This window comes from uncultured Eubacterium sp., from assembly GCF_937958975.1.
In the GTDB taxonomy this organism is placed as follows: domain Bacteria; phylum Bacillota; class Clostridia; order Lachnospirales; family Lachnospiraceae; genus Eubacterium_G.
This window is the reverse complement of sequence record NZ_CALGRE010000045.1, coordinates 202,310-219,799: the sequence shown is the minus strand read 5'-3', so window position 1 is coordinate 219,799 and position 17,490 is coordinate 202,310. Positions and strand designations below refer to the sequence as shown.

The 17,490-nt window shown below is 33.2% G+C and carries 31 protein-coding genes; 5 read left to right on the top strand and 26 right to left on the bottom strand.

Going from position 1 to position 17,490, the window contains the following annotated elements; genetic code table 11:
• Positions 1-4: 4 nt before the first annotated feature.
• The 16 genes from Q5O86_RS08925 to Q5O86_RS08850 form a co-directional block, all read right to left on the bottom strand.
• Positions 5-181 carry a hypothetical protein gene (locus tag Q5O86_RS08925; RefSeq protein WP_302626793.1) on the bottom strand — a complete coding sequence of 59 codons (177 nt, stop codon included), beginning with the start codon at positions 179-181 and terminating at the stop codon, positions 5-7.
• A gap of 210 nt (positions 182-391) precedes the next feature.
• The gene (locus tag Q5O86_RS08920; RefSeq protein ID WP_302626792.1) at positions 392-616 is read right to left on the bottom strand and encodes a hypothetical protein; all 225 of its coding nucleotides are present in this window, start codon (positions 614-616) and stop codon (positions 392-394) included.
• Positions 594-833: a hypothetical protein gene (locus tag Q5O86_RS08915; RefSeq protein WP_302626791.1), complete on the bottom strand. Its 240-nt coding sequence runs from the start codon at positions 831-833 to the stop codon at positions 594-596. Before Q5O86_RS08915 ends, Q5O86_RS08920 begins: the two co-directional genes overlap by 23 nt.
• Positions 834-850: 17 nt before the next feature.
• Positions 851-1,231 carry a DUF551 domain-containing protein gene (locus Q5O86_RS08910; RefSeq protein ID WP_302626790.1) on the bottom strand — a complete coding sequence of 127 codons (381 nt, stop codon included), beginning with the start codon at positions 1,229-1,231 and terminating at the stop codon, positions 851-853.
• The gene (locus tag Q5O86_RS08905) at positions 1,215-1,496 is read right to left on the bottom strand and encodes a hypothetical protein (RefSeq protein WP_302626789.1); all 282 of its coding nucleotides are present in this window, start codon (positions 1,494-1,496) and stop codon (positions 1,215-1,217) included. Before Q5O86_RS08905 ends, Q5O86_RS08910 begins: the two co-directional genes overlap by 17 nt.
• Before the next feature lie 2 nt (positions 1,497-1,498).
• Positions 1,499-1,660, bottom strand: coding sequence for a hypothetical protein (locus Q5O86_RS08900; protein WP_302626788.1), 162 nt, complete (start codon positions 1,658-1,660; stop codon positions 1,499-1,501).
• 48 nt (positions 1,661-1,708) lie between these two features.
• On the bottom strand, positions 1,709-2,473 hold the full coding sequence (locus Q5O86_RS08895) for a DNA adenine methylase (protein ID WP_302626787.1): 765 nt from the start codon (positions 2,471-2,473) through the stop codon (positions 1,709-1,711).
• On the bottom strand, positions 2,470-2,961 hold the full coding sequence (locus tag Q5O86_RS08890) for a hypothetical protein (protein ID WP_302626786.1): 492 nt from the start codon (positions 2,959-2,961) through the stop codon (positions 2,470-2,472). The genes Q5O86_RS08895 and Q5O86_RS08890 overlap by 4 nt, the downstream gene beginning before the upstream one ends.
• The gene (locus Q5O86_RS08885) at positions 2,927-3,292 is read right to left on the bottom strand and encodes a hypothetical protein (RefSeq protein ID WP_302626785.1); all 366 of its coding nucleotides are present in this window, start codon (positions 3,290-3,292) and stop codon (positions 2,927-2,929) included. Before Q5O86_RS08885 ends, Q5O86_RS08890 begins: the two co-directional genes overlap by 35 nt.
• A 197-nt stretch (positions 3,293-3,489) precedes the next feature.
• Positions 3,490-4,239, bottom strand: coding sequence for a site-specific DNA-methyltransferase (locus Q5O86_RS08880; RefSeq protein ID WP_302626784.1), 750 nt, complete (start codon positions 4,237-4,239; stop codon positions 3,490-3,492).
• A 104-nt stretch (positions 4,240-4,343) separates the two neighbouring features.
• Complete coding sequence (locus Q5O86_RS08875) at positions 4,344-4,769, bottom strand: hypothetical protein (RefSeq protein WP_302626783.1); 426 nt, start codon at positions 4,767-4,769, stop codon at positions 4,344-4,346.
• The gene (locus tag Q5O86_RS08870) at positions 4,756-5,010 is read right to left on the bottom strand and encodes a hypothetical protein (RefSeq protein ID WP_302626782.1); all 255 of its coding nucleotides are present in this window, start codon (positions 5,008-5,010) and stop codon (positions 4,756-4,758) included. Before Q5O86_RS08870 ends, Q5O86_RS08875 begins: the two co-directional genes overlap by 14 nt.
• Positions 5,007-5,321, bottom strand: coding sequence for a hypothetical protein (locus tag Q5O86_RS08865; protein ID WP_302626781.1), 315 nt, complete (start codon positions 5,319-5,321; stop codon positions 5,007-5,009). Before Q5O86_RS08865 ends, Q5O86_RS08870 begins: the two co-directional genes overlap by 4 nt.
• A 36-nt stretch (positions 5,322-5,357) precedes the next feature.
• Entirely contained in the window at positions 5,358-5,483 is a 126-nt protein-coding gene (locus Q5O86_RS08860; protein ID WP_302626780.1) for a hypothetical protein, read from the bottom strand.
• A gap of 21 nt (positions 5,484-5,504) precedes the next feature.
• The gene (locus Q5O86_RS08855; protein ID WP_302626779.1) at positions 5,505-5,690 is read right to left on the bottom strand and encodes a hypothetical protein; all 186 of its coding nucleotides are present in this window, start codon (positions 5,688-5,690) and stop codon (positions 5,505-5,507) included.
• A 146-nt stretch (positions 5,691-5,836) separates the two neighbouring features.
• Positions 5,837-6,124: a hypothetical protein gene (locus Q5O86_RS08850; RefSeq protein ID WP_302626778.1), complete on the bottom strand. Its 288-nt coding sequence runs from the start codon at positions 6,122-6,124 to the stop codon at positions 5,837-5,839.
• A gap of 100 nt (positions 6,125-6,224) precedes the next feature.
• Between Q5O86_RS08850 and Q5O86_RS08845 the strand changes: the two genes are divergently transcribed.
• Positions 6,225-6,914, top strand: coding sequence for a hypothetical protein (locus Q5O86_RS08845; RefSeq protein ID WP_302626777.1), 690 nt, complete (start codon positions 6,225-6,227; stop codon positions 6,912-6,914).
• On the opposite strand, the gene Q5O86_RS08840 is transcribed toward Q5O86_RS08845, so the two are convergent.
• The 3 genes from Q5O86_RS08840 to Q5O86_RS08830 all read right to left on the bottom strand — a co-directional run bounded on the left by Q5O86_RS08840 (position 6,907) and on the right by Q5O86_RS08830 (position 7,718).
• Positions 6,907-7,107, bottom strand: a complete 201-nt coding sequence (locus Q5O86_RS08840; RefSeq protein WP_302626776.1) for a hypothetical protein — start codon at positions 7,105-7,107, stop codon at positions 6,907-6,909. The two genes, Q5O86_RS08845 and Q5O86_RS08840, sit on opposite strands and share 8 nt — an antisense overlap.
• Before the next feature lie 154 nt (positions 7,108-7,261).
• Positions 7,262-7,438 carry a hypothetical protein gene (locus Q5O86_RS08835; protein ID WP_302626775.1) on the bottom strand — a complete coding sequence of 59 codons (177 nt, stop codon included), beginning with the start codon at positions 7,436-7,438 and terminating at the stop codon, positions 7,262-7,264.
• 13 nt (positions 7,439-7,451) lie between these two features.
• Positions 7,452-7,718 (bottom strand): helix-turn-helix domain-containing protein, encoded by a 267-nt coding sequence (locus Q5O86_RS08830; RefSeq protein WP_368074762.1) that lies wholly within the window; start codon positions 7,716-7,718, stop codon positions 7,452-7,454.
• A 32-nt stretch (positions 7,719-7,750) separates the two neighbouring features.
• Between Q5O86_RS08830 and Q5O86_RS08825 the strand changes: the two genes are divergently transcribed.
• A complete protein-coding gene (locus Q5O86_RS08825) occupies positions 7,751-7,963 on the top strand; it encodes a hypothetical protein (protein WP_302626774.1) in 213 nt (70 codons plus the stop codon).
• Here the strand turns inward: Q5O86_RS08825 and Q5O86_RS08820 are convergent.
• Complete coding sequence (locus Q5O86_RS08820) at positions 7,960-8,112, bottom strand: hypothetical protein (RefSeq protein WP_302626773.1); 153 nt, start codon at positions 8,110-8,112, stop codon at positions 7,960-7,962. The two genes, Q5O86_RS08825 and Q5O86_RS08820, sit on opposite strands and share 4 nt — an antisense overlap.
• A gap of 50 nt (positions 8,113-8,162) precedes the next feature.
• Complete coding sequence (locus Q5O86_RS08815) at positions 8,163-8,360, bottom strand: helix-turn-helix domain-containing protein (RefSeq protein WP_302626772.1); 198 nt, start codon at positions 8,358-8,360, stop codon at positions 8,163-8,165.
• Between the two features lie 196 nt (positions 8,361-8,556).
• Between Q5O86_RS08815 and Q5O86_RS08810 the strand changes: the two genes are divergently transcribed.
• A complete protein-coding gene (locus Q5O86_RS08810; RefSeq protein ID WP_302626771.1) occupies positions 8,557-8,886 on the top strand; it encodes a helix-turn-helix transcriptional regulator in 330 nt (109 codons plus the stop codon).
• Positions 8,887-8,952: 66 nt separating this feature from the next.
• Here the strand turns inward: Q5O86_RS08810 and Q5O86_RS08805 are convergent, their stop codons facing one another.
• On the bottom strand, positions 8,953-9,702 hold the full coding sequence (locus Q5O86_RS08805) for a potassium channel family protein (protein ID WP_302626770.1): 750 nt from the start codon (positions 9,700-9,702) through the stop codon (positions 8,953-8,955).
• Between the two features lie 105 nt (positions 9,703-9,807).
• On the opposite strand from Q5O86_RS08805, the gene Q5O86_RS08800 reads away from it, so the two are divergent.
• Both Q5O86_RS08800 and Q5O86_RS08795 read left to right on the top strand, forming a co-directional pair.
• On the top strand, positions 9,808-10,026 hold the full coding sequence (locus Q5O86_RS08800; RefSeq protein ID WP_302626769.1) for a helix-turn-helix domain-containing protein: 219 nt from the start codon (positions 9,808-9,810) through the stop codon (positions 10,024-10,026).
• A 510-nt stretch (positions 10,027-10,536) separates the two neighbouring features.
• Complete coding sequence (locus Q5O86_RS08795) at positions 10,537-11,625, top strand: site-specific integrase (RefSeq protein ID WP_302626768.1); 1,089 nt, start codon at positions 10,537-10,539, stop codon at positions 11,623-11,625.
• 318 nt (positions 11,626-11,943) lie between these two features.
• Here the strand turns inward: Q5O86_RS08795 and Q5O86_RS08790 are convergent, their stop codons facing one another.
• The 4 genes from Q5O86_RS08790 to fba form a co-directional block, all read right to left on the bottom strand.
• Positions 11,944-12,966: a calcium/sodium antiporter gene (locus Q5O86_RS08790; RefSeq protein ID WP_302626767.1), complete on the bottom strand. Its 1,023-nt coding sequence runs from the start codon at positions 12,964-12,966 to the stop codon at positions 11,944-11,946.
• 206 nt (positions 12,967-13,172) lie between these two features.
• Positions 13,173-15,266 (bottom strand): glutamine synthetase III, encoded by a 2,094-nt coding sequence (locus Q5O86_RS08785; RefSeq protein WP_302626766.1) that lies wholly within the window; start codon positions 15,264-15,266, stop codon positions 13,173-13,175.
• Between the two features lie 323 nt (positions 15,267-15,589).
• Positions 15,590-16,438, bottom strand: coding sequence for a class B sortase (locus tag Q5O86_RS08780; protein WP_302626765.1), 849 nt, complete (start codon positions 16,436-16,438; stop codon positions 15,590-15,592).
• A gap of 173 nt (positions 16,439-16,611) precedes the next feature.
• Entirely contained in the window at positions 16,612-17,478 is an 867-nt protein-coding gene (gene fba / locus Q5O86_RS08775) for a class II fructose-1,6-bisphosphate aldolase (RefSeq protein ID WP_302626764.1), read from the bottom strand.
• Positions 17,479-17,490 lie beyond the last annotated feature (12 nt).

Sequence of the window (17,490 nt, the reverse complement as noted above, 5' to 3'; positions counted from 1 at the left end):
TTTCTTAAATATTAAAGTGTTGATAAAATAACCACTCTAATACTTTAAGGATTTGTTTTTTATTGATACTATTGTGTGTAGGCTTTTCAATAATCGTTTTAATTGCCAGTCCTTTTTCTTTGGCGGTATAATCATCTGATTCAATATTTAAAAAAATGTATCTTGCTCTACTTAGTTCCATTTCTTACCTCCTGCTCAAATCCAAATTCTTTCATTTTTCTTTTGCCGATTCTTCTCCTACTATGTTGGCCAGTATTCTATATAAGTCTTTTGTATTCCGATTACCTCTTTCCCTTCTTGAATCAATATTTCTTTTATCTGCATTGCTCATCAAATATCACTCCAATCTATTTTTTGTCCGCAATTTGGACAGTAATCGTATTCGTCGTAGTCAACTTCGTATCTTTTTTTCACAACAAGGGCATATCCAAGTGTCATACACCATCTCACCATCTGCATATCCATCACCCTCATAATCTGGTCTTTTTGCTATCTGCTTTTCTAATACGTCAATTCCCATATTTACCGCATCAATGAACTGATTATATTTTGTCTGGGACATTGGAATTATTGGTGCCGCCTTTTTTAATAACTCAATTGCTTCTTGTTCTTTCATTCTTATCACTCTCTTTCTTGATTTTTTGAATTTCATCTAAAGCATCACATAAATAATTTATTTCCGTTGCCCATTGCTTAATTATTGATGTAACTTCTAAATCTATTTCCATCCGTTCATGTTCCGTGTATCTTGCAATTGCCTCCGATAATTCTTTAATTCTATTTGGAATTACATACCATGACGGTGATGCTCCGAGAGGTGGTTTTTTACTCACTCCTTGTCTCCTTTCGGCTAATAACATGATTCTTGCAATGGCTGCCAATGTGTAATTTTGTAGTTGCTATTAATTTTAAGTAAATCACAGCTCCATTTTCCGTCTAGTGTATGAGCAACATGTGTCACACATTTGCCTTTTGGGTCTGAAATAATTACTTGCACAGTTTTAGAAGTTTTCTCAAACATTCCGTTAGACCACTTATCTGTACCTTTATACTTTGCAAACATACTATCTTCTTCAGGTGGCATTCTCTCATCAACCGGAATCCAGCCATTGTTGTGTTCTTCAGCTACTTTATTAACAATTTTGATTGCTTCATAGACACTTATGATTCCATCATGGTATTTATCAAGTGCTTTTATATTTTCTTTTATTTTTTCAAATACTTTCTGCATTTCGTCTCCTTTCTAACAGTATTTCTTGTAAACATTTTTCATCATAAGTTATAATTACACTATGAGTTATAGATTCTCTTATACCTTTTAAGTGTATATCCATTGCTGAATCAAGACACATTCCTATTTTTTCTTTACATTCATGACAAACCGGGACTTTAATCTCTATTCCGTCTTTATAAGACCAAGCCTCATAACTTCCTGTCTTACGATTGCAAACAACACAATTTTTATGGCATGTGCTACTTCCACTTGCTTTCTGCATCTTTATTCCACCTCTTTAACTTCAATCACATACTCTTTATCATCAATAACGCATCTAACTCCGTCTGCATATGCTCCCCCTGCATATCCTTCATGTTTCCATTCTCCTAATATCTTTTTTTCTATTGTTTCTGCGATAACTTCTGCTATATCTACTGTTCTCATACGCTCACTCTCTCTTTCTTTTATTTTTTTCTGAGTATTTATTTGTATCTAGTAATTCATCCAAAGTGTTTCTGTTCTTTTCGTACCACCTTCGGCCAGAGTGTTTTTTTGAACCTTATTCCAGCCTTGAAGAAAAGCGTTATATAACTCATTGTCATATCCTGATAATAATATTTTTCCTGGATGTCTAATCAGCAATTCTAACAACTCAATATGTTCATCATCTGTCATTTCATGCTTGTACAAATAGTTCTTTCTAGTGCTGTGCAAATATGGTGGGTCGCAATACATGAACACATCTTCAGTATCGTACCGTCTAATTAGTTCTGTTGCCGGAAGATTTTCTATTTGTACTCCCCTTAAACGTTCCGCTGCTTCTAACAATGTGTCTGGCAACTTAGAAAATCCCCTTGCAGGGTTTGGTGATTTTGTTTGTTGACCGCTTTTAAATCCATTATGGTATAAATTTGCACATCCAAATCCTTGCCAACATCTAACACAATATCTTCTTGCCTTTTCTATATTACTGATATTGTTTTCCTCTTTGTAAACCGAATCATACTCTGTTCTAGAAAAAGGTGTATAATATATCAATTCTGTCAATTCTTCCGGTTGCTCTCTTAATACTTTAAAAAAGTTTACAACCTCATCATTCAAATCATTTATTGTTTCAATGTGACATCTTGGTTTGTTGAAAAACACTCCGCCACTTCCAAAAAAGAGTTCAACGTATACTTTATGTTCTGGTATGTAACTATTAATCCACTTACTTAATCTGTTTTTCGCTCCTGGATATTTTAAAACTGCTTTCATTCCCATATACCTCGCGATATTTCTTTTATGCTCTTTAAAAATTCACATTCTAGCTCATTCTCTTGCAATTCATCTATTAATACACTTATATCTTCATTAATGCTATAATTTATTTGAGAGTGTTTTCTCAATACAGAATTTTTATCGTGGTCTGATAAAATAGAAAAACGGTAAACTATTTCTTTTGTAATATTAATATTGTCTATCTTACTTTCTTTAATATCACTTTCTAACATATCAGCCTTAATCAGTTCGTAAATAATATCTAAATAAGTTCTATTATCTCTGTATCTACAATTTGCTCTTTTGTGTATTCTTGTGTCATCGTCTTCCCATTCATTTACAGTAAAACAAACGTTACTCACAAAAAGCATTTTGTTTCCTTTTGCTACACATAGGTAATAGCACTCAATTTGTTTTGATATTCCTTTACAATGCTTAAATCCAAATTTTTCAAATTCTTTTGCGTCCACTTTTGGTTTTAACATCTTTTTTATTTCTCCATTTCTTTCCTTCGGCTTCTTCTTTGGTTAGGAATACTGTTTTACCAAATATTCCATCTTTAGAACCGCCCATATCTGCAATCCAATCTTCCCCATCAAAGATTAATAATTCAACTTTCTCCTCATCTACTTTATAGTCTCCATGTGTGCGATAATGATTATTTACCCAGTGCACTGTATCTCCTGCCTTGCAAGGTGGTAACTGCTTTTTCAGTTCTTCCAGTTCCTTTGCTATCTCTGAATAAGCCTTGTCAATCTCAATCATCTGCTCTGGGGTAAGGTTTGTATCTTCGTATTCTGCTAATTTTTTTTGCACATTCTACATATGGGTCACATAAATTTTCACAATAATCTTCGTCTATACAACCAAAGCATTTTAAAGGTATTCCTTGATGATTTGTTAATCTCTCCATTCTACACCTCTCTATCTAATCACTGTTCCAACTGCTATCATCAGGAGTATTATTGTCCACAGCAGTATGTCTTTTTTATTTCTGTTCATGTTCTATCCCTTCAATTCTTAAAAAAATCATATATAGTAGTTTGATTATTATTGATACTACTGACAGCCGTATCTAATATTCTTTCTTGCGCTACCTTAAACCACTTTTCGTTTAATTCTGTTCCTATGAAATTTAAATCTAATTCTTTACATGCTACACCAGTTGTGCCGCTGCCCATGAAAGGGTCGTAGACAACATCGCCAGCTCTAGCACTGCTAGAAATTATTGTTTTAATAATATTTAGCGGTTTAATGGTCGGATGTTTATAAATTTTCTTATCAGTAATATTTATAGGCTGTGTATATACCGTTTTTGCATCGGAATATGTCCTAGGTTGACAAAATCCCCCTTTTCGGAAATATAAACAATACTCTTTATCCGTCAAATACTTGTTATTAAACGTTGGTGCAGCATTCGTCTTTTGCCAAATCAAAATATCCATTTTACAGTTATGCTTATTTACAAAAAAGTCTATGTACATTGGTATTTGTTCCGCATTACACCATATGTAAATATTTGGTTTTTTCATGATTCTCATAAAATCATCTAATATTTTTACGTATATGCCTTTTGTAATATTTTCATGTTTTAATTCGTTGTTCATTTTCTGAATTGATTTTGCAAGTTCACTTTCTCCACCTGCTATGGTTTTCTTTATTTCATACGGCGGGTCAGTAACAATTAAATCTATACTATTATCCGGTCTATCTTTGATTAACTTGTAACTATCACCAAGAAGCAATTTTTGTTTACTAGCCATTTTTAACCTCTTTCTTGTGCGCCACTTTTTTTTCATATCGTTTTCATCTTTACACCTCCCTGCGGTACCGGTTTGGTACCGCTGTCATTTCGTGATATATTGCTTTAGTTGTTGTTTTTGCCTTTTCTCAACTTTTCTATCTCATTCCAATCCGGGAGCATGAATGTACGTCCTGCGCTATATTTTTCTTTCTTTTGTTTCACCGGTGTTATTTTCGTTTCTTTCTTTAATGTCGGCTGTGGCTGTAGCTTCTTTAGTTCTAGTGCTTCTTGATATGTAAGATTGCTTCTTTTGATTGCATATTCTTTTTCAATAATCGTTCCCATCTTTGCGCATCTGATAACATAACTTGTTTCTATGTCAAGAAGTTCTGCAATTTCGCTGTTTCTGTAAATTCCAACCATTCTTCCGTTTTTATATAATTCATACATGTGTGGAGCCATCTTTACACCTGTATCCTTTTCATAGAATTTGCATGTTCCGGTTTTTTCATCTTTTATTTCTCCTTTTCCCTTTTTATACTTCTCCAAGCATTTTGAGCACCTCTGTAGCTCCCTGCTCTTTTAAACATTCAACCAGTTTTTTTCTTGTTTCTCTTTTTTCAATACATCTTTTACATTGACACTTTTCTTTCATAAACTTAAAATCTAATTTTTCTTTTTCTTCTTCACTCAAATGTTTTTTCTCAACATCACATATGCCTTCATTCTCGGAATAAATGCACCTTGGAAAGTACGGATATGTTTTCGTTGTTCTTCCGTATGTGTTCATCGCTCCCCTCCAGTCAGATAGTATATAAATTTGTCTACTTCATTCAGCACCAGTGCTGCCATCACTGCCCATCCGGCTATTCCGATAGCATATTTAAGCATGCTGTCTGTTACAATCCATCCATATTCTGCTAGCAAAAATGATGTTACAATTCCTGTAATCATATTTTTTGCTGTATTTATCCTCTTGAACTTTTTATATCTTCTGTGATATACTTTGTTTGAATCTTTTTTTACCTTATAGCTTGAGTGTATTGCTGTACACTCAGGCTCTTTCTTTATTTCTTTTACTTCAATTCTGTTTTCGTGCATGTTTTCTCCTTTTCATTTCTACGTTATTATTTCTTATTATTCCATGTCGTCACAAAGAAACTCCCCATCGTGACTGATAAGTATTTCTTTTAACTTCTGTTCTTCTGTTTCTTCAATCTGTACATTCTCAACAATTTCTTCAAATAATTCACTCGTTAACATTTTTTGTCTTCCTTTCTGTTTTTAAACTACTTTTTTACCTGCGTACTGATTCAATTTCTCAGGAACAATGTGGTAACTTCCTCTTTTCTTTCCGGGTCTTATTAAATATGTCCCAATCGGAATATTTCCATTTCTTATCCCCCATTGCAGACTTAAAATTGGTATTCCTAGAATTTCCGCAGCTTGTTTTGTTGTGACCTTTTTCATTTTTATTCCTCCTTTTTCTTGCTGTTTGTCCTTAAAATCCGCTCTGAAAGGGATGCCAATTTAAAAAGGGGAAAAATACAAAGGGTAATATGAGAGCATATTTTTGACATCCCTTTCAGAACGGACTTTAAATTGTTATTTTTTTGTTACAAATAGTTTTTTCCAAACTCACTCATAAACTGTTCTCTGCTTCCTATGTTTTTTTCGTAATACTCTTGTGCCATTTTCTTGTATTCAAGATTTTTTTCATAATTCATATGCGGACCGTTATTTCCTTTGTGATGATATGCACAAAGCGGTAGATATAACTTGTATTTCGTACAGTATTTCTTTTGAAACGAACCAAACAGTATGTGATGGCATTCTGCGTACGGACTTCCGCACTCGAAACATATTTCCATACTGTCTACCAGCGCACTTTTTATCTTTGCCATTCGCGAATATCCTTTCAATTTTTTCTTGTCATTTCTCTGTTATCTTTTTATACTTAACTCATGAGTGTAATTAACTAAACACGAAAGGGGAGTTATTTAAATGAAAAAAAGTGTTAAACTTACCTATAACAGTGTCGATTCAGTGCCGCATACATTTAACTTTGAAGGAGCGAATGTTTGTCCCATTTGCAAAACTACTATTTCGCCAGTGTATATTGCTTCATCGCTCAATTCTTATTTTGAAGCAAGTGTTTTTAACTATTGTCAAAGTTGTAATAATACATTTATCTCTAAATATTCTGTGAGAAAAAACTGTGACCATTCTTTTCAGATAATATCGTTTGACATGGATAAATTTATTATTTCTGAACCATATGAGTTTGATAAAAAAGTTTTTGAAAAAGCAATCGTTTCTTTATCACCTCAGTTTGATAAAATTTATAATCAAGCCCTTGCTGCTGAATCAAGCCGACTTGATGAAATTGCCGGAATTGGTTTTCGCAAAGCCTTAGAATTTTTAATAAAAGATTTTGCTATACATAAATTTCCCGATAACGAAAGTAAAATTAAATCTATGTCTTTGGCTCAATGCATTAATTTTTACATTGATGATAGTCGTATTAAAATTTTAGCTACTCGTTCTGCGTGGCTTGGTAATGACGAGGCTCATTATCTTCGCAAACAAGATGGTCGAGATATTAATGATATGAAGCATTTTATTGATGCTATTGTTTACTTTATTAGCATGGTTTTGATTACCGAAGATGCTGCAACAATAGAATCTAAATAGAATCTTTTGTCAAAAACTCAACTTGCAAATGAAATGTATTAAGTCTGTCAATTGTTTCGTTTAATTGATGGGCTTCTTTAGTTGCTTTTTCTATTAAATCTTTAAATTCATTGATATTGGTAACGCTAATATTTAATATTCCTTTGTTTTGATTGTTTTCTGTTTTGAGGTTTTGTTCAAAATATCCATTCATCTTTCTTCCTTTCTTACTGTTGTTGCTTTTCCATATTTTTTCTCCTATACTTTATTTACAGGCTCATGCCGGAGCTGAGTTCTAAAGTCGGTTCTTCATCTATCGGTGCTTTCACTCAGATTGCAACTGGTGTTATAACTGAATTGATAAAACATCATTTTGTAATATGAAAATATTTTCTAATTGCTCTGTTTGTGTATGCCTTCAACTCTTCATCGGTTGGAATACCACACTTTTCTTTCACATACATAGACAGGGCAATGAATGCAATCTTATTAAATATGCATTTAATCATTACACCCACTAATAGCACAACAAAAATTATCTTCACCTTTTCCTCCTTCCTATTCTTCTAAAAAATAATTAATATCTACGTTAAAATAATCTGCTAATAACTTTAGCTTATCTACCTTAGGTTTACTTCTACCCGACTTCCATCCCGAAATAACGGATTGTGCGATTCCTGTATCTTTTGATACTTGATAAGCCGTTATTCCTCTTTCTTTTAGCAATTTGTCTATTTTTTTATACAATTCTCTTACCTCTTTATCTCTAATATAAATACTATTGCTTGTGTATACTTCACATTTGTGATATACTTTTAATATCAAAATTAAAATTTTAATATAAGGAGGTGATTATCATGTCTGATAAAAAAGACATATCTCAAATCATTGATACTTCTTTTGATAAGGCTTTTACTTTATGGTCAACTCAAATTGAAAGAGAATTGTACCCTGCCGCATTTGCTGATGAACACAGCTGGTTAAGAGTGAAAAACTCTATTCAGCTTAATAACCAATTATTAAAAGAAGCTCTTAAATTATCTTTATCTGAAATTCTTAAAGATAATTAATTCTTTCTTCCGGTAGTGTCTCTGTCGGAAGATTTTATTTTTTCTAAAATCTCCGGCAATATTGCTGTTTCTTGTGGTGTTACGTTTGCACCACCTTTAAGAACTCTTAAGGCAAATTCTTCCATTGCATTTACTATTATCTCTGGCATCTTATCTTTTCTCCTTTCTAAACTCCTGCTGCTTTTTTGCTTTTGGTTGCTTATGCTTCCTGTTTCTCTAAAAAATAATTAATGTCTACCTCAAAGTAGTCTGCCAACAGTTTCAATTTGTTTGCTTTTGGAGTGCTTTTTCCATTTTTCCAATCATATAAAGTGGAGGCAGCAATTCCTACTTCTTTTGCAACCTTACATATTGTTAACTGTCTTTCTTCCAAAAGCTCTTGAAATTTTTTATACATTTTTTCTCCTTTCTATTGTGATATTTACGGAAAACCGTTATAATATGAGTTACCACAATCTTATTTTAAAAAAATCTTTATACATATTCTGATTTTCTCGGCTTTCCGTAAAATATATTTTTATATTACTGTGGTTTTCCGGTATTGTCAATATGTTTTTTCGCATTTCCGAGATTTATTTTGTGAAAGGAGATTTATGTACGAAATTTTTCAAGAATTGCTTAAGAATGCAGGACTTAAACCTTTTGATGTATCAAAGGCCACCGGGATATCATCTTCCACGTTGACTGATTGGAAAATGGGACGAAGCACTCCCAAACAAGATAAAATGCAAAAAATAGCAGATTACTTTGGTGTTACTGTTGATTACCTGATAACTGGTAAGAAAACAACTCCTGCCGAAGATGGTTCCGCACTTGCTGAATTTGGTTTTTATCACATGGATTTTATTAAGAACTTTAATAAATTGTCAGATGAGGATATAAAATACATTAAATATATAACCAAAAGACTTGCCGAAAAATAAATAAAAATGGTGTTTCAAAAGATTAATAGATTTTTGAAACACCATTTTTATTTATAATTAACATAACTATTTTATATACATTTTAAACTTTTCTTTTTCACTATCATTTAATTCATTATACAGTACAAGACACATTTGCACTTTAGAATTATCTTCGTGTATTTTTTCATTTGAATTTCCAAGGAAAAACGATGTAATTGTACTTGTGAGTGAGCCTATAAACCCTATTCCAACAATCATTAAAACGCAAGCTACAACTTTGCCTAATCCAGTTGTCGGAGATATGTCTCCATATCCAACTGTTGTCGTTGTCACAAATGCCCACCATAATGCATTTACAAAATCCATTTCCTCAACATACATAATAGCCACCGAGCCGCCCAATATCGAAACCAAAGCAAGTAGCAAAACATATTTAAATCCATTTGTATATAGAAATCTTTTTATTTTTTCAAAACTTCTAGCACCTCTAACAACAACTTTTGTTAGTTTAAGTAATTTCAATATTTTAGCTACTTTTCCAATTTTAAATATTCTAAATGCCCTGAACACAGAATTAAATGGAACGATAGCAACTAAGTCTAATACATTGCGTTTAACAAACAATCTTTTGTTATCACTTTTAAAAAAACGAATACTGTAATCAATTACAAAAATAAAATATATAATTGTATCTAAAATACTTTCCCAGTATGTTAAATAAGATATCATGTCTATTATAGCAAACACCACTGATACAATTGCCATAACCGTTATGCTACAATTATAAATATTTTTTATACGAGAAATATTTTTGTCTTTAGTTATTTTTTTCATACATTTTCCTCCGGAAAGATTGTAATGTTTGTCTCTTTATAATATACCTTTAATTTCCATTATTTACCAGTAAAATTCTGCATATTTTTACATTATAATAAAAGTATGTTTACGAAAGATAATAAAACCACTATTGAAATTTTATTGTATGAAATACGAATAAAAAAGGGTTATACATGTGAGGAACTTTCTAAAAAAAGTGGTATTAGCGGCAGCTCTATCAACAATATTGAAAACGGTGTTAATTCCCCCACTTTGGAAACGTTGAAAAAACTCGCTATTGCCCTCGATTGCAAAATAAAAGATTTATATATTGATATCTAACTTCTCATCCAGTATACTGGATAAATTCGCTTGAAATATTTACAAGTATATTTTTACTACTTATAATCAATATTAGTTTATGAATTTCGAGGGGGTACGAGGATGATTGACGATACATGGAGTAATACAATGAGATTAGTATAATCTTATGTGTTGCTCCTATTTTTTTTGGAAGGAGAGATTATGGAGACGAAAGAAAAACTTATTATAATAATACAATCTTTAGATAATGAACTTGATATAAACTATATCTACAACTTTGTTACCAAGTGGCTCGAACTTACTAGTAAAAATATTTAATACTCTAATACATGATTGATTTTACATGAGATAAGTTTTATAGTATGTTTTGTTATCGAAATTTTAACTTAAACAGAAAAAGAGTTGTCCTTTACAGACAACTCTAAGTGATACAATATCACCCTGAACAAGTAGTATTGTATCACTTCTATACACTGTTTGTCAAAGACAGTGTTATTTTTTAATTCACAAACAGAAGGGGGTGATACTGTGTCACGAAAGAAACCTTTGAAAAATTCCAACGGTGATGGAAGTGTCGTTTTTCTAGGCAAAAACAGAAGAAAGCCTTACGGTGTTAGAATAACCATCGGGGTTGCAACAGATAGCAACGGCAATACAAGACAGAAATTTAAATATTTAAACTATTTTGAAACCTTCAAAGAAGCAGAACAGTTTAGAAATCTGTACAATCTTCAAAAAGAAGCTTCAAAAAACCCAAAATTGTACGAACAATATAATCTTGTAAGGCCAAAATCGAAAACCTTTAGCGCGTTATATTATGAGTGGATTAATTTTAAATACAAAGGTGAGGAAAAACACATTTACAAATATGCTTTTAAAAGATTGTCTGCATTGCATAATATTCCCATCTCTGATATCACATCCGCTGTGATTCAAGACTGTTTAGATAATCTTGCTACAAGAAGTCAAGCTACGATGGACCATAACTCTGTAATCTTAAAAGGGGTTTTTGAATACGCTATCTCTATCAAGGAGATTGATAAAGATTACTCAAGATTTTGTAATTTTAAAGGAAATGTTTCCAATGTAGAACGACATCGAATTTTTACCACTTGCGAGATAGAGACACTATGGAAAAACAAAAATAACGAATTGGCTCAAGTGCTTCTTTGTATGATTTACACTGGTGTTCGTATTGAAGAGTTTATCTCTATCGAATCTAAAAATGTATTTCCCGAACAGAGATACATGGTCGGCGGTGTAAAAACTGCTGCCGGAATCGACAGAATAATACCTCTCTGCGAATGTATTTTACCTTTTATCAAAAATTTTTTGAGCAAAAACGAGAACTATCTTTATTGTTACATAAGTGGAAAAAGGGGAAATGACAGCACTTTACGAGGAAAGATAAAGGAGTACACGTTACAGCTATTTGGTTATGAACATCTCCCGCACGACACAAGACATACTTTTGCCACTCTTATGCACAATGCCGGAGCTGATGAAACTACTACAAAAAGAATTATCGGACATAAAATAAAGGATATCACCAAGGGTGTATATACGACAATCACTTTAGAAAAAATGCTCTTAGAGATATCCAAAATTAATCATTAATTTGTATACTACCTGTATACTACGAACTCAAATTTACTTGAATTTACTCAAATTATAAAATTCAAAATCCCTGAAAATATAAGGATTTTCGGGGTATAATGTTTTACATCTTGTTCATAATCTTTTTACATGGAAATCACTCTTTTTTCACGATTTCAAATTATTATAAAAACATAAACAAAAGTTATTACTCTTTTTGTTTATGTTTTTTCATAATTTTTTTTTAGAATCGGAGAAATCCGATTCCCTCCCTTTTTTATTATTAGAATATATTTGCGGAAAGGATGCAGACATGCATCCTTTTTGCTTTTCTAAAAGCTAAGCTAAAAACTGTCTACACATAATATACACCATATAAAGTGCATACATAAACACGAGAACTATTCCCTCTTTTTTCTTAATTGTACATTGGCTCTTTGCCATAATGTATACTGCCAAAGAAGCTATCAATGCGACCATTGCATCGATTGCATTCATCGTGGTTGCCGTAATCGGCGAAATTGCTGCCGAAACGCCAAGTACCAGTAAGGCATTTGCTATATTCGAGCCTACAACATTACCCACTGCAAGGTCGGCTTCTCCTTTTCTCGCTGCAATAATAGATGTAACCAACTCCGGAAGGGATGTTCCTAATGCAACAATCGTCAATCCGACCAATGTTTCACTCATCCCCACTGCAAATGCAATACCTTTAGCACTCTCAACAACCAAATCTCCGCCAAGCATAATTGCAATTGCACCACCAATAATACAAAATGCACATTTCAAATTGGACATTAATTTTTCATTTTCAATTTCTTCTCTCTGTTTGCTTCTCTCCGTCAAAGCATAACTTACCGTCCATATAATAAATCCGGCAAAAACAGCTAACAATAATATACCATCAAGCCTTTCTATTGTTCCTATGGTTGTACTGCCATTTGCAAATTTAAATATATTAACTTTTCCTATAATTCCACCAAACCACAAAGCATCTGCCGCAACAAAAACAAGCAGTGCTGATATCACTAACAGAAATGGAAATTCTCTCTTTAAAACAGACTTTTTCACCTGCGTATTAACAAACAATGCAGTTATACCCAAAACCATCAATAAATTAAAAATATTAGAGCCTGTCACATTGCTCAGCGCCATAGCATTAGAATTTTTTGCTGAAGCCATAGAACTAACCGCCAGTTCCGGCAAAGATGTTCCAATTGCTACAATGGTAAGCCCAATCACGATGGATGGAACCTTTAATTTTTTAGCAATTGTAGAACTTCCATCCACAAAATAATCAGCTCCTTTTATCAAAAGAAAAAAACCGACTAATAAAAATAAAATATCTAAAATAATGTTCATTTACCTTTCTACATCCTTATATCTTTTTCGTATGCTCTATCACATATAATCATGATACAATTTTTACATTGATATACATTGTAACCAAATGTTTTCATTATTGCAACATGAAATAGGTACTTTCTTGTCTTTTAAATCATAAAAACAGGAGAAATATTTTTAACTCAAAATATTTCTCCCGAATTTATTCTATTTATTAAATTTTACTATAATTCAAAAACCAAGTCACCATATGTAGGCATTGGCCATACCTCTTTTGGCATTATGACTTCAAGCTCGTCAGCCGGTTTTCTAAGAGCTGCCATTGCTGCCATAACATCATCTTTATATGCCTGTGCCATGCACTGTGTACATTCCGCATCCGCCGCTTTTGCCGTCACCTCCGCAAGTGCCTTCACTGCTTCTTTCATTTCAGCCAGCTTTGATGTAACTTCCGATAACATTTCTGCCTGAACAGATGCATCTGCTCCAGCCTCTTTTACCGCAATCACTGTATCGGCAAGTTTTTTTGTATACTGAACTGCCGCAGGAATAATCATTTTATTTGCCATATCTATCATGGTTAATGCTTCAATATTTCTAACTCCCGCATACTGTTCAAATAAAATTTCTTTTCTTGCTTCTAATTCAGCCTTTGACAAAATATTGAACTTCTCATACATTTTAATTGTTGATTCATCCACTAATGCCGGAATTGCATCTACAATAGACTTGCAATTTGGAAGCCCTCTCTTTTCGGCTTCAATTGGCCATTCTTCTGAGTAACCATTTCCATTAAATACAATTCTTGCATGTTCTCTCATTAATTTTGCTGTATATTCTTCCACAGCCTTATCAAAATCTTCTGCACCCTCTAATGCGTCACATGCCTCCGCAAAGACTTCTGCCATCATCGTATTTAATACAATATTTGTATCACCAATTGTGTTAGACGATGCAACCATTCTAAATTCAAATCTGTTACCTGTAAACGCAAATGGTGATGTTCTGTTTCTATCTGTAGGGTCCTTCTCCAATACAGGTAATTTTTTAATACCAAAATCAAGTGTTCCGGATGAAAGACTTCTTGTTGCTTTTCCATCCTTTAAAATCTGCTCGACAATATCTCCAACCTGGTCTCCAAGATACATGGAGATAATAGCAGGAGGTGCCTCATTTGCTCCAAGTCTATGGTCATTACCAGTATTAGATGCAGCAAGTCTGAGTAAAACCGCATGTCTGTCTACAGCTGCCATTGTACAAGCCAAAACTAACTGGAATAATTTATTATTTTCAGGCTCTTTACCCGGTTTAAATAAATTAATTCCATCATCTGTTGTAAGCGACCAGTTATTATGCTTACCTGAACCATTAATCCCATCAAATGGTTTTTCGTGTAAAAGACAAACAAAACCATGTTCTCTCGCTGTCTTCTTCAATAAATCCATTACTAAGAGGTTATTATCTAAAGCAACATTAGAAACTGAGAAAATAGGTGCAATCTCATGCTGTCCCGGTGCCACCTCACAATGCTGTGTTTTTGCTGTAATGCCTAACTTCCACAGTTTCACATTCAAATCATCCATGAAAGCCTTAACCTTTGGATTAATAGAACCAAAATACTGGTCATCCATCTCCTGTCCCTTTGGTGGCATAGCACCAAAAAGTGTGCGCCCTGAATAAATAAGGTCAGGTCTCTTTAAATATTTCTCCTTGTCTACAAGGAAATATTCCTGCTCCGGTCCGACATATGAGAAAATTCTCTTTGTATTCTCATCACCAAACAATCTCATAAGTCTTACACCCTGCTTACTTACAGCATGCATCGCTTTTAATAACGGTGTTTTTGTATCAAGAGATTCTCCTGTATATGAACAGAATGCTGTAGGGATACAAAGAGTACCCTCTTTAATATATACCGGTGAAGTTATATCCCATGCTGTATACCCTCTTTCACTGCATGTAGCTCTTAATCCGCCGGATGGGAACGAAGATGCATCAGGCTCTCCCATAAGTAAATCTTTTCCTGTAAATGTATTCTCAATTTTTCCATCACTTGGCGTTGAAGAAAAAGAATCATGCTTTTCAGCTCCTACTGAAATAACATATGGCTGGAATACATGTGTATAGTGTGTAGCACCTTTTTCTAATGCCCATTCTTTCATTGCCTGTGCAACCACATCAGCTAACTCCTCTGTGATTTCACCACCTTCATACATAAGTCTTTTTACTTTCTCATAATCACTTTTTGGCAAGCGAACTTTCATGACAGCATCATCAAATACATTTTCTCCAAAAATTTTTTCAATATTAACTCCCATAGTCTTTGTTCCTTTCTTTGACTAACATATTTTTCTTCCACCGCAATGGAGTGTTTTTATATACAAAACTCAAAGGAATTGCCTATATAAAAATAAAAAAGGACACTTCTCCAAATAAAATATTTTGAAGAACGCCCTTGTCCTTAATCTCATTTAGCGGTGAGTCTTACCTCATTCGCCCTATAATCTACATCATTTCTTTACAAAAATCAATAGTAGACGAGTATTTATCTAATTATTTAAACCTTTTTCTTAATAAAATTAAGTATTCATACATTTTATGTGTTTTTATGTCAACTAATACTCTTTTTTTATTTATTTTGTTAGTCAACAACCTCTTCTCCCCGATACATGCACACAATCTGTCTATTTCCATAATCATCTACACACGTCGAACACATTATAATTTTATCTGTAGTATCCGGTTTTTCTACACCAAAATTATACCTGCTTTTGTTACTTACCGTAGTAATCCATTTCTGAAAATCCGAATCACTCTCAAAACCATATTTATATATATCTTTGTTATCGTCTTTGGTTGAAAATGTAGAAAAAACATAATAAATATAATGTTTATATCCAACATATATATCAAAAACAGGATGCTTTTTACAAAAATCATCCTTTCTGTAATTCATTAATTCCTTAAACATAGAGCCATCTAACATATTGTGTCCATATAATATGCACATATTTCCATCTAAACCCGCTGTCCTGTAATCCAAAAATATAGAACCTGCCCCGTTATATATTTTATCCGAACCTCTTGTTAAATAAAATTTGTTGTCTTCATGTTCCACAATTGGATATTGTATTCTTGTTCCATCTAATTTTATGTATCCTTTTGCCTCATCATTATACTGTAGCATTGCCTTATAATCCCAAACCCATGTGGAAACGGATTTCGAGTAACTCATTGCGTTGGTATCATTATCTTTTTTCTGTTCCGCATCCGTGTTTTGCAGGAACATCTCATTAATTTGTGCATACTTCATCTCGTCTTCTTTATAATCCAGATAAGATTCTGTAAGATTATAAGATGCATAAACCAGTATACCGCCGGCAAATAACAGTCCAATTACTCTCAAAGCACTGTAAACCACTGACGGTAACTTCTTTTTTTTCTTATCTTCTGCTTCATATTCTATATTCAAATGCTGTTTTGTTTTCATATTCCTTCCTTACTACTTCTTTTCTTCTTTATTGTAGTATAATTTTATTCCCAAATTTAATCAAGTCTCATAAATTTCTATTTTATCCAATTTTCAGAATCAGTGGCAACGACATACAAAAACGCACATATCCGATATCCACCGAATATGTGCGTTTATTATAAAAATAAATATTATTCTGCTTTTCCTACAGAACCAAAGAGTTCCATTTTTTCTTTTACTGTAGCTTTAATTGCTTCTGCACCAGGAGCAAGAAGTTTACGAGGGTCAAATCCCTTTCCTTCTAAATCCTTACCTGCTTCAATATATTTTCTTGTAGCATCAGCAAATGAGAGCTGGCACTCTGTATTTACATTAATCTTAGAAACTCCAAGGTCAATTGCTTTCTTAATCATATCTTCAGGGATACCTGTACCACCATGAAGTACCAATGGCATGATACCTGTCTTCTGCTGAATTGCATCTAATGTCTCAAAGCTGAGACCTTCCCAATTCTCAGGATACTTTCCGTGAATATTTCCAATACCTGCTGCAAGCATGTCCACACCAAGGTCTGCAACTGCTTTACACTCATCAGGGTCTGCACATTCACCCTTACCGATAACACCATCTTCTTCACCACCGATTGAACCTACTTCTGCCTCAATTGACATGTCCATAGCATGCGCAACTGAAACTAATTCTTTTGTCTTTTCAATATTTTCTTCGATTGGATAATGTGAACCATCAAACATTATTGATGTAAATCCGGCTTTGATACACTGATAACATCCTTCATATGTTCCATGATCTAAGTGAAGTGCTACAGGAACTGTGATACCCAATTCTTCATCCATAGCCTTAACCATAGCTGCGACTGTCTTAAATCCTGTCATATACTTTCCAGCACCCTCTGACACTCCTAAAATAACAGGGCTTTTTAATTCTTCTGCTGTCAGGAGAATAGATTTTGTCCATTCAAGGTTATTGATATTAAACTGTCCAACAGCATAATGTCCTGCTTTTGCTTTTTCTAACATTTCTTTAGCTGATACTAACATAATGTACCTCCA

Bases quoted from the DNA above. Each gene is read 5' to 3' on its own strand.
- Q5O86_RS08800 (WP_302626769.1), top strand. From the start codon at position 9,808: ATGTTTACGAAAGATAATAAAACCACTATTGAAATTTTATTGTATGAA.
- Q5O86_RS08865 (WP_302626781.1), bottom strand. From the start codon at position 5,321: ATGCACGAAAACAGAATTGAAGTAAAAGAAATAAAGAAAGAGCCTGAG.
- Q5O86_RS08910 (WP_302626790.1), bottom strand. From the start codon at position 1,231: ATGCAGAAAGTATTTGAAAAAATAAAAGAAAATATAAAAGCACTTGAT.
- Q5O86_RS08810 (WP_302626771.1), top strand. From the start codon at position 8,557: ATGTACGAAATTTTTCAAGAATTGCTTAAGAATGCAGGACTTAAACCT.
- Q5O86_RS08880 (WP_302626784.1), bottom strand. From the start codon at position 4,239: ATGGCTAGTAAACAAAAATTGCTTCTTGGTGATAGTTACAAGTTAATC.
- Q5O86_RS08845 (WP_302626777.1), top strand. From the start codon at position 6,225: ATGAAAAAAAGTGTTAAACTTACCTATAACAGTGTCGATTCAGTGCCG.
- Q5O86_RS08890 (WP_302626786.1), bottom strand. From the start codon at position 2,961: ATGTTAAAACCAAAAGTGGACGCAAAAGAATTTGAAAAATTTGGATTT.
- Q5O86_RS08820 (WP_302626773.1), bottom strand. From the start codon at position 8,112: ATGCCAGAGATAATAGTAAATGCAATGGAAGAATTTGCCTTAAGAGTT.
- Q5O86_RS08900 (WP_302626788.1), bottom strand. From the start codon at position 1,660: ATGAGAACAGTAGATATAGCAGAAGTTATCGCAGAAACAATAGAAAAA.
- Q5O86_RS08855 (WP_302626779.1), bottom strand. From the start codon at position 5,690: ATGAAAAAGGTCACAACAAAACAAGCTGCGGAAATTCTAGGAATACCA.
- Q5O86_RS08780 (WP_302626765.1), bottom strand. From the start codon at position 16,438: ATGAAAACAAAACAGCATTTGAATATAGAATATGAAGCAGAAGATAAG.
- Q5O86_RS08905 (WP_302626789.1), bottom strand. From the start codon at position 1,496: ATGCAGAAAGCAAGTGGAAGTAGCACATGCCATAAAAATTGTGTTGTT.
- Q5O86_RS08840 (WP_302626776.1), bottom strand. From the start codon at position 7,107: ATGAATGGATATTTTGAACAAAACCTCAAAACAGAAAACAATCAAAAC.
- Q5O86_RS08925 (WP_302626793.1), bottom strand. From the start codon at position 181: ATGGAACTAAGTAGAGCAAGATACATTTTTTTAAATATTGAATCAGAT.
- Q5O86_RS08860 (WP_302626780.1), bottom strand. From the start codon at position 5,483: ATGTTAACGAGTGAATTATTTGAAGAAATTGTTGAGAATGTACAGATT.
- Q5O86_RS08850 (WP_302626778.1), bottom strand. From the start codon at position 6,124: ATGGCAAAGATAAAAAGTGCGCTGGTAGACAGTATGGAAATATGTTTC.
- Q5O86_RS08805 (WP_302626770.1), bottom strand. From the start codon at position 9,702: ATGAAAAAAATAACTAAAGACAAAAATATTTCTCGTATAAAAAATATT.
- Q5O86_RS08790 (WP_302626767.1), bottom strand. From the start codon at position 12,966: ATGAACATTATTTTAGATATTTTATTTTTATTAGTCGGTTTTTTTCTT.
- Q5O86_RS08920 (WP_302626792.1), bottom strand. From the start codon at position 616: ATGAAAGAACAAGAAGCAATTGAGTTATTAAAAAAGGCGGCACCAATA.
- Q5O86_RS08870 (WP_302626782.1), bottom strand. From the start codon at position 5,010: ATGAACACATACGGAAGAACAACGAAAACATATCCGTACTTTCCAAGG.
- Q5O86_RS08895 (WP_302626787.1), bottom strand. From the start codon at position 2,473: ATGAAAGCAGTTTTAAAATATCCAGGAGCGAAAAACAGATTAAGTAAG.
- Q5O86_RS08785 (WP_302626766.1), bottom strand. From the start codon at position 15,266: ATGGGAGTTAATATTGAAAAAATTTTTGGAGAAAATGTATTTGATGAT.
- Q5O86_RS08815 (WP_302626772.1), bottom strand. From the start codon at position 8,360: ATGTATAAAAAATTTCAAGAGCTTTTGGAAGAAAGACAGTTAACAATA.
- fba (WP_302626764.1), bottom strand. From the start codon at position 17,478: ATGTTAGTATCAGCTAAAGAAATGTTAGAAAAAGCAAAAGCAGGACAT.
- Q5O86_RS08825 (WP_302626774.1), top strand. From the start codon at position 7,751: ATGTCTGATAAAAAAGACATATCTCAAATCATTGATACTTCTTTTGAT.